The 13,723-nt window shown below is 65.9% G+C and carries 13 protein-coding genes; 9 read left to right on the plus strand and 4 right to left on the minus strand.

Features of this window, described 5'->3' with window-relative positions; translation table 11 throughout:
* The first annotated feature begins 151 nt into the window (after positions 1-151).
* Both AC56KZ_RS02270 and AC56KZ_RS02275 read left to right on the plus strand, forming a co-directional pair.
* Entirely contained in the window at positions 152-742 is a 591-nt protein-coding gene (locus tag AC56KZ_RS02270) for a YXWGXW repeat-containing protein (RefSeq protein WP_497160508.1), read from the plus strand.
* A 61-nt stretch (positions 743-803) separates the two neighbouring features.
* Positions 804-1,499 carry a ribonuclease HI family protein gene (locus tag AC56KZ_RS02275; protein WP_497160509.1) on the plus strand — a complete coding sequence of 232 codons (696 nt, stop codon included), beginning with the start codon at positions 804-806 and terminating at the stop codon, positions 1,497-1,499.
* 12 nt (positions 1,500-1,511) lie between these two features.
* Here AC56KZ_RS02275 and AC56KZ_RS02280 read toward each other — a convergent pair whose 3' ends face one another.
* Positions 1,512-3,719 (minus strand): TonB-dependent receptor plug domain-containing protein, encoded by a 2,208-nt coding sequence (locus AC56KZ_RS02280; protein ID WP_497160510.1) that lies wholly within the window; start codon positions 3,717-3,719, stop codon positions 1,512-1,514.
* A 226-nt stretch (positions 3,720-3,945) separates the two neighbouring features.
* Between AC56KZ_RS02280 and asd the strand changes: the two genes are divergently transcribed.
* Positions 3,946-4,797 carry an archaetidylserine decarboxylase gene (gene asd, locus AC56KZ_RS02285; RefSeq protein WP_497160511.1) on the plus strand — a complete coding sequence of 284 codons (852 nt, stop codon included), beginning with the start codon at positions 3,946-3,948 and terminating at the stop codon, positions 4,795-4,797.
* A gap of 209 nt (positions 4,798-5,006) precedes the next feature.
* On the opposite strand, the gene AC56KZ_RS02290 is transcribed toward asd, so the two are convergent.
* Positions 5,007-5,909, minus strand: coding sequence for a LysR family transcriptional regulator (locus AC56KZ_RS02290; RefSeq protein ID WP_497160512.1), 903 nt, complete (start codon positions 5,907-5,909; stop codon positions 5,007-5,009).
* A 109-nt stretch (positions 5,910-6,018) separates the two neighbouring features.
* Here AC56KZ_RS02290 and AC56KZ_RS02295 point away from each other — a divergent pair, with 109 nt between their 5' ends.
* Genes AC56KZ_RS02295 through AC56KZ_RS02305 form a run of 3 tightly spaced genes read left to right on the plus strand, consistent with a single transcriptional unit; the run spans position 6,019 to position 7,969 of the window.
* Entirely contained in the window at positions 6,019-6,612 is a 594-nt protein-coding gene (locus AC56KZ_RS02295) for an FMN-dependent NADH-azoreductase (protein WP_497160513.1), read from the plus strand.
* A 2-nt stretch (positions 6,613-6,614) separates the two neighbouring features.
* Entirely contained in the window at positions 6,615-7,469 is an 855-nt protein-coding gene (locus AC56KZ_RS02300) for a pirin family protein (protein ID WP_497160514.1), read from the plus strand.
* A gap of 26 nt (positions 7,470-7,495) precedes the next feature.
* On the plus strand, positions 7,496-7,969 hold the full coding sequence (locus tag AC56KZ_RS02305) for a hypothetical protein (RefSeq protein WP_497160515.1): 474 nt from the start codon (positions 7,496-7,498) through the stop codon (positions 7,967-7,969).
* On the opposite strand, the gene AC56KZ_RS02310 is transcribed toward AC56KZ_RS02305, so the two are convergent.
* Positions 7,950-9,131, minus strand: coding sequence for an acyltransferase family protein (locus tag AC56KZ_RS02310; RefSeq protein ID WP_497160516.1), 1,182 nt, complete (start codon positions 9,129-9,131; stop codon positions 7,950-7,952). The two genes, AC56KZ_RS02305 and AC56KZ_RS02310, sit on opposite strands and share 20 nt — an antisense overlap.
* 2 nt (positions 9,132-9,133) lie before the next feature.
* On the opposite strand from AC56KZ_RS02310, the gene AC56KZ_RS02315 reads away from it, so the two are divergent.
* Together AC56KZ_RS02315 and AC56KZ_RS02320 are read left to right on the plus strand one after the other, a co-directional pair.
* Positions 9,134-10,117, plus strand: a complete 984-nt coding sequence (locus tag AC56KZ_RS02315; protein WP_497160517.1) for a succinylglutamate desuccinylase/aspartoacylase family protein — start codon at positions 9,134-9,136, stop codon at positions 10,115-10,117.
* A gap of 70 nt (positions 10,118-10,187) precedes the next feature.
* A complete protein-coding gene (locus AC56KZ_RS02320; RefSeq protein ID WP_497160518.1) occupies positions 10,188-10,436 on the plus strand; it encodes a DUF3297 family protein in 249 nt (82 codons plus the stop codon).
* Positions 10,437-10,522: 86 nt separating this feature from the next.
* Here the strand turns inward: AC56KZ_RS02320 and sugE are convergent, their stop codons facing one another.
* Positions 10,523-10,843 carry a quaternary ammonium compound efflux SMR transporter SugE gene (gene sugE, locus AC56KZ_RS02325; protein ID WP_497160519.1) on the minus strand — a complete coding sequence of 107 codons (321 nt, stop codon included), beginning with the start codon at positions 10,841-10,843 and terminating at the stop codon, positions 10,523-10,525.
* A gap of 216 nt (positions 10,844-11,059) precedes the next feature.
* Here sugE and pepN point away from each other — a divergent pair, with 216 nt between their 5' ends.
* Positions 11,060-13,723: an aminopeptidase N gene (gene pepN / locus AC56KZ_RS02330; RefSeq protein WP_497160520.1), complete on the plus strand. Its 2,664-nt coding sequence runs from the start codon at positions 11,060-11,062 to the stop codon at positions 13,721-13,723.

The following is a 13,723-nucleotide window of genomic DNA, read 5'->3' on the forward strand; positions in this document are numbered from 1 at the left end:
CCTGCCTGCCCCCGCTTTATCGCTCTCCCAGCCCCGTAGTTGCAACAACTTTCCCCGGTTCTGTATCAGATGTAAGCACTTGCGTCAAAGGCCCCATTGCGTCCTCGCGATTGATAATATGAATCATCCGCTTTGGATTATGGAGACCAAAATGAAACGCAGCCTTCCTCTCGTTACCCTGATCGCACTTGGCGCCGCAGCGTATGCACCGCTGCCATCGATGGCGCAAACCGATGTCCAACTGTATATCGGCACTGCACCGCCGGCGCCCCTGTACGAACGCATGCCAAGCGTGCGCCGGGGCCACGTGTGGGTGCCGGGCTACTGGGCATGGAACGGCCGCCGCCATCACTGGATCCCCGGCAGCTATATCGTCGAGCGTCCGGGCTATGTGTATGCCCCGCCGGCCTGGCAGCAGCGCGGTGGCCGCTGGTACATGCAGCAAGGCGGCTGGTCCTCGCACCGCGGTGACCGCAATTATGCCTACGGTAATGGTGGCTACGGACGCGACGCTTACCACGGCGGCCGCGACGGCTACTATGGCGGCCGCGACCGCGACCGCGACGGTATCCCGGACCGTTACGAGAATCGCCGCCGCGACACCGACCGCGATGGCGTGCCGAACCGGTATGACCGCGACCTCGACAACGATGGCGTGCCCAACCGCCATGACCGCGATCGCGACGGCGATGGCCGCCGCAACGACCGCGATTACAACCCGAACAATCCATACCGCCGTTAATGGATGAAGCGAAATGAAGAAGCGCCCCGAAAGGGGCGCTTTTTTGCTTTATGCTGGCGGGATGACCGATCTCTTCCGCCTGCAAACCGCCGCCAACCGGAGCGAACTTGCCGCCTGCCGCAAGCTCGTCCTGCGCGAGGGGCTGCCTTTCGAGAGCGCGCTGCGCCAGGTGCTGGAGGCAAGTGCCGGCGCGGCCGGCATCGACGCCCTGCTGGCCGAACGCGCCGCACTGCGCCGCGCCGAAGCGGCGCGCGTGCTGGAACGGGCGGCGGCGCGCCGGGCGGAGCGCGCCTTGCGCGAGGCGGGCAAGCTTGGCGCCCCCACCGCCTGGAGCGGCTGGTTCGACGGCTCGGCGCGGCCCAATCCCGGGCGCTGCGGCATTGGCGGCCTGCTGCGCGGGCCGGCGGGCGAACTGATCGAACTGTCGCGCGCGGCCGGCTACGGCAACAGCAGCGAAGCCGAATACCTGGCGCTGATCGCGGTGCTGGAAGCGGCCCTGGAGATCGGCGCCGGCGGCTGCGGCGAGCTGACCGTCTACGGCGACAGCCAGGTCGTGATCGACGACGTCAAGCGGCCGTTCGACAGCAGCGCGCCCGTGCTGCGCCCCTACCACGCCCGGGTCAATGCCCTGCTCGCGCAGCTGCCGGCGGCCAGGCTGCGCTGGGTGCCGCGTCACCGCAACCGGGACGCCGACCGCTTGTCCCAGCATGCCGGCAAGCTGCCGGCCATCGAGGCCGACATCCTCAGCCTGCTGTAACCCGGCTGCCGCCTAGAACTTCAGCTCCAGCGTCGCCCGCAGCGATGGTCCTGCCGGGAAGCTGAAGTTGCGCACCACGGTGCGATTGGCTTCGACGAAGGTCGAGCGGTTCGAGAAATCCTCGCCCAGGATGTTCGACAAGGCCACGCGCAGCTGCTGCTTCGGAGTGAACTTGTAGAGGGCATAGGCTTCCAGGTCGCGCCGTCCCTTGAGGAAGGCGGTCTGGCGCTCGGACACCTGGATCGTCGCGTCCTGGCGCCAGGCCAGGCTGGCGCCGGTGGTCAGGTCGCCCTTCTTGTAGTCGACGCCGAAGTTGCCCGACAGCGGAGCCTGGCCATCGAGGCGGTTGTCCGGGCCCGGCACGCCGTCCACCTTCGACCAGTTGGCGCTGACGCTGGCGCGCAGGTCGATCGCGGGCGCATCCTTCATCAGCGCTTTCAAGGGGAACTTGGTTTCCAGTTCCAGCCCGCGCGTGATGGCCTGGCCGGTATTCGTCGGCATCGCCACCCAGCGCGCACCGTCGAAACTGACCTGGCTGCGCGTATAGCCGTCGATGCGGCGCATCGAGCCGCTGATCGACAGCAGCGCGCCTTCGGCCCAGTAATGCTCGTAGGAGGCGTCGATGCCCAGCGCCAACTCGGGCTTCAGGGCCGGATTGCCGGCGAAATCGGGATCGGTCGAGCGGTTGTCGATCGAGGTCTGGCGGCGCGGCATCAGTTGCGGCAGGTTCGGCGCCTTGTAGGTGCGGGTCAGCGCAAGGCGGACCTGGTCGCCCTTGGTGTCCGGGAGCTTGTACAGGGTTTGCATCACCGGGCTCCAGACGTTCGAGCTCGATCGCGCGCTGGCGAAGGTGTTGCCGGTGGCGCGGGTGCGGATGCCTTCCCAGCGCGCGCCGAGGTACAGCGACCAGCGCGGGGTCAGGTTCCATTCGTCCTGCGCATAGGCCGCAAAGCGCGTCACCTCCGCCTTGAACTGTTCGCCCCCGCCCGGCAGGCCGGGCAGGACAAAGCGGCCCGCTTCGGTCTCGGTGCGGACGTCCTCGCGCACGCCCCAGCCGCCGTCCCAGCCCATGGCCAGCGCGTGGCCGTCGAAAATCGTCCGGCTGTACTTGCCGACCGTGGTCGCGCCCAGCTCGTCGGCTTCGTTGAGGATGGCGGTATCGAGCGGACGGCCGGCGCCGGCCGGGGTCCAGCGCCGCTGGGTGGTTGTGTTCTGGCCGCCGACCACGCCGGCCTTGACGTCGAGCTTGGCGCCGCCGGCCATTTTATGCACCCAGTTCAGCTCGGTACGCAGGACGTCGTTGTCCGAACGCGTGGTCGATTCGGTTTCCGGATACGGCGATGGCGTACCCAGCGTGGTGGTCGTGACTTCGTGGTTCTGGTTACGGAAACGCGCCACGTTCACGAAGGTCTGCGCGCTCAGGGTATCGCCGTTTTCCAGGGTCCAGTTCAGGCGCGGGGCCAGGTTGAACAGGTTCAGGCGCCCTTTTTCGTCGCCCAGCGTCGCCCGAGACAGGGTCTGGCGGCCGCTCGCGTCAAAGGCCTGCTCATCGCTCGGCGGCCTGCGCGCGAAGCCTTCGTACATGGCGCTGCCGGCGATCGCATACGACATCTTGCCTACTTTGTCCGACAGCTGGAAGTTGGCGGTCGGGCCATCGAAGCCGCCGCCGGTGCGCGTGCCGATCTTGAATTCGCGCTGGCCGGTGCGGATGGTTTTCTTCAGCACGATGTTGATGGTGCCGGCCACCGACTGGGTCGAGAACTCGGCGCTGGCCGCGCGCAGCACTTCGATACGCTCGATGACGTCGGGCGAGAGCGAGTCGATCGAAAAGCCGGCGGGCGCGCGTTCGCCATTGACCAGGATCTGGGTATAGCCGGCGCCCAGGCCGCGCATGCGGATCTCGCCGCCGCGCCCGTTCGGGCTGCTGACGGTGATGCCGGGCACGCGCTTGAGCACGTCGGCCACGCTGGTGTCGCCGTATTTCGCGATTTCTTCCTGGCCGACGACGATCTTGGTGGCGGTGTCGTCGCGGCGCGGATCGTAGCCCTCAGCCGTGCCGCGCACTTCGACCTTCTGGATCTTTTCTTCAGGATCGGCGCTCCTGGCCTGCACTGGCTTGGCGGCGGCCGGCGCCGGTGGCGTTTCCTGGGCATGCAGGGGGAAGGCGATGGCCAGCAAGGCGGCCATCACGGTCAGGCGAAGCGAAGAGGAGATATACATATCAGACCAGCAAGTTTATGAGATCGTATTGTCCGTGAGTTTTCTCCGTTTGGGTTACTCTGTAGCACATATTTTCGATATGCATGCCCCGCTGTGGTAGGGATCCTTGCTTTCGCAGCGAGACCATGCGCTACACTTGGCAGATGCGCCGTGCAAACAAAGATATGCACGAGAACGCTGCTTATTTATAATTCGCCATCATCACAAGTAATAAAGGGCTGCCATCGTGTCCGACCGTTTTAAAGTACTGCCGCAATATCTGATGCCGAAACAGGCGATGACGTCGTTCGCGGGCCGCGTCGCCGGCCACCGCGGCGGAGCGATGACGACCCGCCTGATCCGCTGGTTCGTCGGCAAGTACGGCGTCAACATGGACGAGGCGGCCAATTCGGACATCGCCAGCTACGCCAGCTTCAACGAATTCTTCACGCGTCCCTTGAAGGACGGCGTGCGCCCGCTGGCCCAGGCCGATTTCGTCTGCCCGGTCGACGGCGCGATCAGCCAGTTCGGCGCGATCGACGACCACCACATCCTGCAGGCCAAGGGCCACAAGTTCACAACGGCCGAACTGGTCGGCGGCGATGCCTCGCTGGCCGCCCACTTCCAGCACGGCAGCTTCGCCAATCTGTACCTGAGCCCGAAGGATTACCACCGCCTGCACATGCCCTGCGACGGCCGTTTGACGCGCATGATCTACGTGCCGGGCGCCCTGTTCTCGGTCAACCCGACCACGGCGCGCGGCGTGCCCGGCCTGTTCGCGCGCAACGAGCGCGTGGTGTGCGTGTTCGAGTCCGAGGAGTTCGGCACGTTCGTGATGGTGCTGGTCGGCGCCACCATCGTCGGCAGCATGGCCACGCCCTGGCATGGCGTGGTCAACCCGCAGCGCCTGGGGCGGGTCGCCGAATGGACTTACGAGTCACAGCCGGTGCTGCTGAAAAAGGGCGAGGAAATGGGACGCTTCCTGCTCGGGTCGACCGTCGTCATGCTGTTCAGGGAAAAGACGATCGAGTTCAATCCTGACTGGGCGCCGGAGCGCAAGGTGAGGCTGGGCGAGATGATGGGAAACCGGCCGGCTTGAAAATCAGTCGGTAATTTCCACCTCAACGTCAAACCACAGGCTTGGCCTGGCCCTTGATACCGATGCGGGATTCGCATTCAAGCTGAAATTCATCTTTTATGGGGCGCCACTGACCCGAATTTCAGCGCCGGCCGGCCAACTACTCGCCAGCAACGAGATCGCCAACAGGCAGTGTCGATCCAAGCCACTGCTTAGCGTTTTTAATATTCTCATTCCGCTTCTCCGCATGTGACTTCTTCCATCATGTCCAGAAACGCGCGCGTCTTGGCCGGCATCAGGCGCCGCCCCGGAAACACCGCCCAGCCGGTCGCCGCCGGCAAATCCCACTCCGGCAGCACCCGCACCAGTTCCCCTTTTTTCACCAGCGGCAGCGCGAACAGTTCCGAGGTGGCGGCGATGCCCGCGCCGCTGACGGCGATGCGCGCCAACAGATCCGGCGAGTTCGCGGTCAGGCGGGCCGGCAGCGCGCGCTCCCAGCGCACCTTGCCGCGCGTGAGTATCCAGGGCAAGGCGCCGCCGCTGCGGCTGAGCAGACAGAGCACGTCGTGCGCCAGCAGGTCGTCGGGATGCTCGGGCAGGCCGCGCAGCGCCGTGTAGCACGGGGAAGCGTAGAGGCCGAAGCGCTGCAGGGTGATGCGGCGCGCGTTGAGCGAGGCGTCGTCCGGCAGGTCGCCCATGCGGATCGCGATGTCGAAGCTTTCCGTCAGCAGGTCGACCCGGCGCGGCGACAGATCGAGTTCCACGCTCACCGCCGGATAGCGATCCAGGAAGCGCCCGATCATCGTGCTCATGCCGAGGTTGGCGAAGTCCGCCGGCAGGGAGATGCGCAGGCGGCCGCTGGGCGCGCCCTGGCGGTGCTGGGCCAGCGCGCCTGCCGCTTCCGATTCTTCCAGCACGCGGCGCGCGTGTTCGAGCAGGCTGGCGCCGAACTCGGTGACGACGAGTTTGCGCGTCGTGCGCTGCAGCAGGCGCTCGCCCAGGCGCGCCTCCAGCAAGGAGATGCGGCGCGAGACGGTCGATTTCGGTTGCTTGACGCGCTCGGCGGCGCGGCTGAAGCTGCCGGCCTCGACAATGCGGGCAAACAGCAGCAAGTCATTCGGTTCGACATCCATGATTGTTCCACTGGCTGAATAATGTTATCCATTCTAGCGCCTTCCGCATTGTTTTTGGAATGGATACACTGACTTCATTGCCTCACCAACCCCACATGAAGGAAGCCAGATGAACATCCTGCAAATTACCTCCAGCCTGCGCGGCGCCGAATCCGAGTCGAGCCGTGTCGCCGGCAGCATCGTCGCCCGCCTGCTCGCCGCCAACCCGGGCGCGCATGTCGTGACCCGCGACCTGGCGCGCGATCCGCATCCGGTGCTGGACGAAGCGACGCTTGGCGCCCTGTTCACCCCTGCCGAAAACCGCAGCCCCGAACAAGCCGCCCGCGTGGCGCTCGACGACGCCCTGATCGCCCAGGTGCAGGCTGCCGACGTGGTCGTGATCGGCGCACCGATGTACAACTTCGGCATCCCGGTCCAGCTGAAAAGCTGGTTCGACGCGATCGCCCGTGCCGGCGTGACCTTCCGCTATACCGAGAGCGGCCCGGAAGGCCTGCTGAAGAACAAGAAGGTGTTCGTGGCGACCGCCCGCGGCGGCGTCTATCCGGTCGACGCCGACCCGCAGGTGCCCTTCGTGCGCATGCTGCTGAACTTCCTCGGCATGACCGAGCACACTTTCGTGTATTCGGCCGCCCAGGCCATGGGTCCGGAAGCCTCGGCCCAGGGCCGCGCAGAAGCCGACGCCGCCGTCGCCGCACTGGCTTGATCATGGACACCGTGACCAGGGCGCGCGGGGTCGAGCGCGTGATCGCCGGCCAGGCCGTCATGGACGGCGCCGGCGTGAAGATCAACCGCGTGCTGACCGGCGCCTTGCAGCGCCGCCTCGACCCCTTCCTGATGCTCGATGCATTCGGCAGCGACAAGCCGGGCGACTACATCGCCGGCTTTCCCGAGCACCCGCACCGCGGCTTCGAGACCATCACCTACATGCTGGCCGGCAGCATGCGCCACCGCGACAGCGCCGGCAACGTGGGCCTGGTCACCAGCGGCGGCGTGCAGTGGATGACGGCAGGGCGCGGCGTGATCCACTCCGAGATGCCGGCCCAGGACGACGGGCTGATGGAAGGCTTCCAGTTGTGGCTCAACCTGCCGGCGAAAGACAAGATGACTGCGCCCTGGTACCGCGACATTCCGAACGCCGACATCCCGCGCCTTACTCTCGACAATGGCGTGACCGTGCAGGTGATTGCCGGGACCAGCCACGGCGTGGCCGGCGCCGTGCAGCGCCCGGGTACCGAGCCGCTCTACCTCGACGTCGAACTGCCGGCGGGGGCGTCGTTCGAGCAGCCGCTGCCTGAAACGCACAACGCCTTCCTTTACGTGTTCCGCGGCGAGGCGGTGGTGGCCGGACGCGGCGTGGCGCAGTCGCGCATGGCGATCTTCGACAACGCCCCAGGCGCCGACGCCATCGTGGTCAAGGCGGCGGTGCCAACCCGCCTGCTGCTGCTCGCGGGCCGGCCATTAAAAGAGCCGATCGCGCAGCACGGCCCCTTCGTGATGAACACCCAGGCCGAACTGCAGCAGGCGTTCGAGGATTTTCGCGCGGGGCGCTTCGGCGGATAGTCGGGCCTTGCGTTAAACTGCCTGCCATGCCCTTGACTCCGATCCTGCTCGATTGGCTCTCGCGCGCCAGCCACGCGCTGGGCTTCGAGACCATCTACCGCTTCCCCGCCGGCCACCCGTACGCGCGCACGCGCTGGGAGCGGGCCTATTTCGATGTCGCCTCCGACCTCAAGCCCGACGCCATCGAACGCAGCCTGTGCGAATCGATCGCGAACACCCCTTCGGTGCTCGCCTACATCCAGAACCCGACGCCGGCCATGCAACGCACCCTGCTCGGCGTGGTCGAGACCCGCCTGCGCCGCTCGGGCGCGGCGCCCCTCGAACTGGTGGCGCTGCTGGTGGAGGCCTACCGCAGCCCGCACACGCTCGAAGCAAGGCCCGGCCTGCGCGCGGCCATCGAAGCGACCGAGGGCCAGGACATGCGCGAGCGCGTGCATGCGACGCTCGCCTTCCTGGGTGCGATGCCGGCCGCCTTCGATGTCATCGAGGCGCAGGACTGAAAGCGGCGCTGCCCTGCAGATTGCTGGGGAAACGACGCTCGCGCAGCAGCATGAACGGGGTCTCGACCACCCGGTACAGCAGCCAGCCCGACAGCACGGACAGCGCCAGCAGGGCCAGGATCGCCGGCGGCGTCTGCGGCCCGTAGCCCCACTCGGCCAGCAGGGGCGCGGCGATCGCGCACACTCCCCGGTGCGCCAGGTAGATCGCATACGACCAGAGCGCGAGGCTGCCCGCGCCGGGCACGCGCAGCGCGCGCAGGAGCGAACGCTTCGACAGCGCGGCCAGGATCAACAGGCCGAAGCCGAGCGCCAGCAGCGGGTAGCCGAACACGGTCGCGGCGAAGCTGTAGCGATCTTCCAGCAGCAGCCAGAAGGTCATGGCGGTCACCGCGCTGCCGGCAAGCAGCCAGCGGTTGCCGTCCTGTGCGAGGCGTGACCAGATGCGCGCATGCCGGTTTTTCAGCAGCGCCAGCGCCACGCCTGCCACCAGTTCGTCGAGCCTGCACAGGCTCGAGTAATAAATGAGCTTGTAATAAAACCAGGTCCCGTATCGGGCGCCGTCGACATGCTCGCTCCAGAGGCTCCAACGCAACAGCATCCCGCCCGCCACCACCAGCGCGAGCACGGCCCAGGCTCCGGCAATGCGCCAGCGCAACGCGGCGCCGAACAGGGCCAGCGCCGGCAGCAGCAGGTAAAACTGCTCTTCGATGGCGAGCGACCAGCTGTGCGAGAAGGCGGTGCCTGGCGCCAGGGCGAGGTTCTGGGTAAAGCTCAGGTAGCGCCACAGTGGCGCCAGGGGAGCGCCCTCGCGCCAGGCCGGCCACAAAAAATAGATGGCGAGGATCACAACATAATTCGGCAGCGTGCGCAGCAGGCGGCGCGCATAGAAATTCTTCAGCGAGAGGCCGGCATCGGTGCGCATGGCGGCAAAGATCTGGTTGCCGATCAAATAGCCCGACAGGGCGAAGAACAGGTCGACGCCGGTCCAGCCGATCCGCCCGACCCAGCCGAAGGTGGCGTCGTCGTTCGACACGAACAGGGTGTAGTGGTGCAGCACGACCAGCGTGACGGCGAGCGCACGCAAGGTATCGAGGCCGTGCAGGCGCAGGCTGCCCGCTTTTCCCGATAAAATAGCGGCACCGTTATTTCCCTGGATTACCACGCATGCACTCCCTTCCGAACCTGCAATTCAAATTCGTCAACTATACCGGGATGCAGGAAGGCCCGAGCGTGATCATCATGGGCGCGACCCATGGCAACGAAATCTGCGGCACCGAAGCGATCCGGCGTGTCATGGCCGAGCTCGACAGCGGCGCGCTGCGCATCGAGGCCGGCAGCGTCACGTTTGTTCCGATCGTCAACCCGCTCGCCTATGCGAAAAACGAGCGCAACGGCGACCGCAACCTGAACCGCAACCTGTTTCCGAAAGAGGCGCCGCAAGACTTCGAAGACCGCATCGCCAACTGGCTCTGCCCGCTGCTGGCCCAGCACGACGTGCTGCTCGACCTGCACTCGTTCAACGCGGCGCACGGCGAGCCCTTCGTGATGGTCGGCCCGGCCAACAACGACGGCCCGCTCGAGCCCTTCGAGCACGCCGAAAAGGAACGCGCCCTCGCCCGCCGTTTGGGCGTGCGCCGCTTCGTCACCGGCTGGCTGGCGGCCTATGGCGGCGGGGTGCAGCGCCGCGCACGCAGCACCGGGGGCAATGCGGCCGAACTGGAAACCGTGCTGCGCTATGGCGTCGGCACCACCGAGTTCATGCGCACCACGGGCGGCTATGCCCTGACGCTCGAATGCGGCCAGCACACCGATCCACAAGCGCCGCAAGTGGCTTACCTCGCCATCATGAACACCCTGGCCCACCTCGGACTGATCGACGCTCCCCAGCCGGAACCAGTTCCCTTCGAAGAGATGGAGGCGCTGCAAATGGTGGTGGTGCACGACAAGCAGGACGCCCTGGACGCCTTCATCAAGCCCTGGGCCAGTTTCGACGCGGTGGCCGAAGGCGAGCAGATCGGCACCCGCGCCGACGGCACACCGGTGGTGGCGGAATTCAGCGGCCGGATCCTGTTCCCGGACGCGAAAGCCGGGGCCAATTCGGAATGGTATTACCTGACGCGGCCGAATCCGGGCTTCGGCCGCGACTGATGCGGCGGGTGAGGAACTGGATCAGGCGCGGGCGTTGTCTGCGCCGCGGTTCTGAGGGATAATTCGCAGCATGAACGATACCGCAACCCTCCCCCCGCTTCCAGACCGGCTCTCGATCGACCCGAGCAGCCCTTTTCATAACCGCGACGTCTTCCAGCACGACATCGGCATCCGTTTCAACGACAAGGACCGCCACGACGTCGAAGAGTACTGCCTGAGCGAAGGCTGGATCAAGGTCGCCGCCGGCAAGACCCTGGACCGCAAGGGCAAGCCGATGCTCATCAAGCTGAAAGGCAAGGTCGAGGCCTTCTACCGTTAATTGCATGCCGCGACGCGCGCGCCGCGGCTTTTCCGAACGATGCGAACGGCGCCCTGGTGGCGCCGTTTTCGCGTGGCAAGGACGCGTTAAGCCGGGGTCAGCAGTTTCAGCCCGGCGATCCCGAGTGCGATCAGGCCAATCGAGCCGATCCGCAAGGCGCCGGCCGGCTCGCCCAGCATCATCATGCCGAACGCGGCCGTGCCGATGGTGCCGATGCCGGTCCAGACCGCATACGCCGTGCCCAGCGGCAGGTTGCGCAAGGCCAGGCCCAGCATGCCGACGCTCAGCAGCATCGCCAGCAGCGTGAACGCCGTCGGGATCGGACGGGTGAAGCCGGCGGTGTATTTCAGCCCGACTGCCCATGCCACTTCAAGCAGTCCCGCGATTACCAGGTAAATCCAGCTCATCTCGACCTTTCGTGGGACGCGCCCGCTTGTAAAAATGGCGGCGAGTATATCACCGTGGAGCGCAACACTGTTTCGCTGACATGCAAGCGAAGCGCGCGAACCGCTTTACGGGGCATGCATACGTTTTCCAAGCGTTGCAATCATGATATTCTTGCGCGATTCGACATGGCCAACCCGCTTGCGGCCCCCGCCGGCGTCCCCTCCTGAGGAACTACCTTGAACATTTTTGCACCCCGCGTCACCGTCATCGCCCTGGCCATCGCGTCCGCCCTCGCCCTGAATGCGACGGCCAATGCCGCGCCGGCTGCCCGCGCCGAGAACGCCTACCTGTCGCAGCAGGACGCGGCGGCCCGTTCGGCGCGTGTCTCGAACGTCGATTACGCGCTCGAATTCACGCTGACCGGCGAACCGACCTTCAGCGGTGTCACCACCGCGACCTTCGACCTGGCTGACAACGCCGCTCCGCTGACGATCGACCTCGACAAGGCCACCGTGAAATCGGTGACGGTCAACGGCAAGAAGGTCGATGCAAAGTACAACAACTGGTTCATCACGATCGCCGCCGCCGACCTGGTCAAAGGCCGCAACACCGTCGTCATCGCCTACGAGCGCCTGCACAGCACGAATGGCGAAGGCCTGCACCGCATGGTCGACCCGGTCGACAAGCGGGTCTATACCTATTCGCATTTCGAGCCGGCCGCGGCCCACCAGATGTTCGCCGTCTTCGACCAGCCTGACCTGAAGGCCACCTACAAGGTCACCGCGATCGCCCCGGCAGACTGGCACGTGATCTCGACGATGCGCGAGAGCGCGATTGAAAATGCGGGCGCCAGTAACGCCGCGCCAATGCGCCGCTGGGTCTTCCCGGCAAGCAAAAAACTCAGCCCCTACAACTTCTCGCTGCATGCCGGCCCTTACAAGGTGTGGGAAGACAAGACCGGCAAATACCCGATGCGCCTGTTCGCGCGCCAGTCGGTGGCCGCCCAGGTCACGCCGGAAGACTGGTTCCGCTACACCAGGCAGGGATTGGGCTTCTTCGATAATTATTTCGGCATTCCTTACCCGTTCGAAAAATACGACCAGCTGCTGGTGCCGGACTTCCTGTATGGCGCCATGGAAAACGCCGCGGCGATCACCTTTGCCGAGGCGGGCTTCCTGCACAAGGCGAAGATGACCGACGCCCAGCGCCAGTCGCTGGCCTCGGTGATCATGCACGAGATGGCGCACCAGTGGTTCGGCGACCTGGTCACCATGCAATGGTGGAACGGCCTGTGGCTGAACGAGAGCTTCGCTTCCTTCATGGGCACGCTGGCCACCGCCGAGGCGACCGAATTCAAGGATGCCTGGCAGAGCTTCTACTCCGGCGGCAAGCAGGCCGCCTATGTGCAGGACCAGAAGCTGACGACGCACCCGATCGAAGTGCCGGTGCCCTCGACCCTGAACGCGTTCGACAACATCGACGCCATCACTTACTCGAAAGGCGCCTCGACCCTGGTCCAGTTGCGCCACCTGCTGGGCGCGGAAACCTTCCGCAAGGGCGTCCACAACTACCTGACCAAGTATTCGTACAAGAACGCGAAGCTGGACGACTTCATCGGCAGCCTGGGCGAGGCGGCGGGACGCGATTTGTCCGGCTGGACGCGCGAGTGGCTGTACCAGGCGGGCGTAAACACCATCGCCGCCAACTTCAGCTGTGCGAACGGCAAGATCAGCGCCTTCACGCTGCAGCAGAGCGCGCCGAGCAAGGCCTTGCCGACGCTGCGCGAGCAGCGCGTGCAAGTGGCGACGTTCAAGCTCGAGGGCGGCATGCGCTCCCTGCAGACCGTGCCGGTCACCTACAAGGGCGCGACCACCCGTGTGCCGAGCCTGGTCGGCACGGCTTGCCCGGACCTGGTCTACCCGAACTTCCAGGACTGGGGTTTTGTCAAAGTCCAGCTGGACAAGCGCTCCTTCGAGACCGCGCGCGGCAACCTGGCCAAGGTCGACGACGCCCTGTTGCGCACCATGCTGTGGCAGAGCCTGTGGGATGGCGTGCGCGACAGCAAGCTGCCGCTCAACGAATTCATCAAGACCGCGCTCGTCAATGCACCGCTGGAAAAGGATTACACCCTGCTCGGCGATGTGCTCGGCAAGGTGGCCGTCGCCCGCGAATACATGGACCTGATGGGCGCGAAGTCGGCCTGGGCGACGCAGACCGGCGCTGACCTCGAGACGATGGCATGGAATGGCGTGCTGGCGTACAAGGGCAACGACAACTTCCAGCGCCGCTGGTTCGGCAGCTATGTCTACCTGGCCCGCACGCCGGCCGCGCTCGACCGCCTGGCCGCCATCGTCGACGGCAATGCCTCGGTCGAAGGCCTGGCCATCAACCAGGACCTGCGCTGGTCCATCATCCGCCAACTGAACCGCTTCGACCATGCCGGCAGCGCCGCGCGCATCGACGCCGAACTGAAACGCGACAATTCCGACGCCGGCCAGGCCGCGGCGCTGGCCGCCACGGTCGCCCGTCCGGACCCGAAAATCAAGGCGCAGTGGCTGGGCACGGTGGAAGACCTGCAGACCAAACTGCCGTTCTCGAAAGTGCGCACCGCCATCAACAACCTGTATCCAGCCGAGCAGAACGTGCTGGGCGAACAGACCGCGGCCAAGCGCCTGGCGCAATTGCCGGCGCTGGACAAGGCGGCCGGCCCGGTCTACATGCGTGCCTATGCCAATTCGCTGATCCCGACGGGCTGCACCCCGGCCAGCGTCAAGCGCCTGGACACGGCCGTGGCGCAGATGAAGACCTTGTCTGCCGGTACCCGCCGCACCCTGCTCGACGCCCAGCAGGAAGACCAGCGCTGCGTCACCATCAAGGGGGCGATGACGGCGCCGAAGTAA

Source organism: Telluria sp. LT2P34 (assembly GCF_059685915.1).

Bases quoted from the DNA above. Each gene is read 5' to 3' on its own strand.
- AC56KZ_RS02275 (WP_497160509.1), top strand. From the start codon at position 804: ATGACCGATCTCTTCCGCCTGCAAACCGCCGCCAACCGGAGCGAACTT.
- AC56KZ_RS02315 (WP_497160517.1), top strand. From the start codon at position 9,134: ATGCACTCCCTTCCGAACCTGCAATTCAAATTCGTCAACTATACCGGG.
- AC56KZ_RS02270 (WP_497160508.1), top strand. From the start codon at position 152: ATGAAACGCAGCCTTCCTCTCGTTACCCTGATCGCACTTGGCGCCGCA.
- AC56KZ_RS02280 (WP_497160510.1), bottom strand. From the start codon at position 3,719: ATGTATATCTCCTCTTCGCTTCGCCTGACCGTGATGGCCGCCTTGCTG.
- AC56KZ_RS02295 (WP_497160513.1), top strand. From the start codon at position 6,019: ATGAACATCCTGCAAATTACCTCCAGCCTGCGCGGCGCCGAATCCGAG.
- AC56KZ_RS02290 (WP_497160512.1), bottom strand. From the start codon at position 5,909: ATGGATGTCGAACCGAATGACTTGCTGCTGTTTGCCCGCATTGTCGAG.
- sugE (WP_497160519.1), bottom strand. From the start codon at position 10,843: ATGAGCTGGATTTACCTGGTAATCGCGGGACTGCTTGAAGTGGCATGG.
- AC56KZ_RS02305 (WP_497160515.1), top strand. From the start codon at position 7,496: ATGCCCTTGACTCCGATCCTGCTCGATTGGCTCTCGCGCGCCAGCCAC.
- AC56KZ_RS02300 (WP_497160514.1), top strand. From the start codon at position 6,615: ATGGACACCGTGACCAGGGCGCGCGGGGTCGAGCGCGTGATCGCCGGC.
- AC56KZ_RS02320 (WP_497160518.1), top strand. From the start codon at position 10,188: ATGAACGATACCGCAACCCTCCCCCCGCTTCCAGACCGGCTCTCGATC.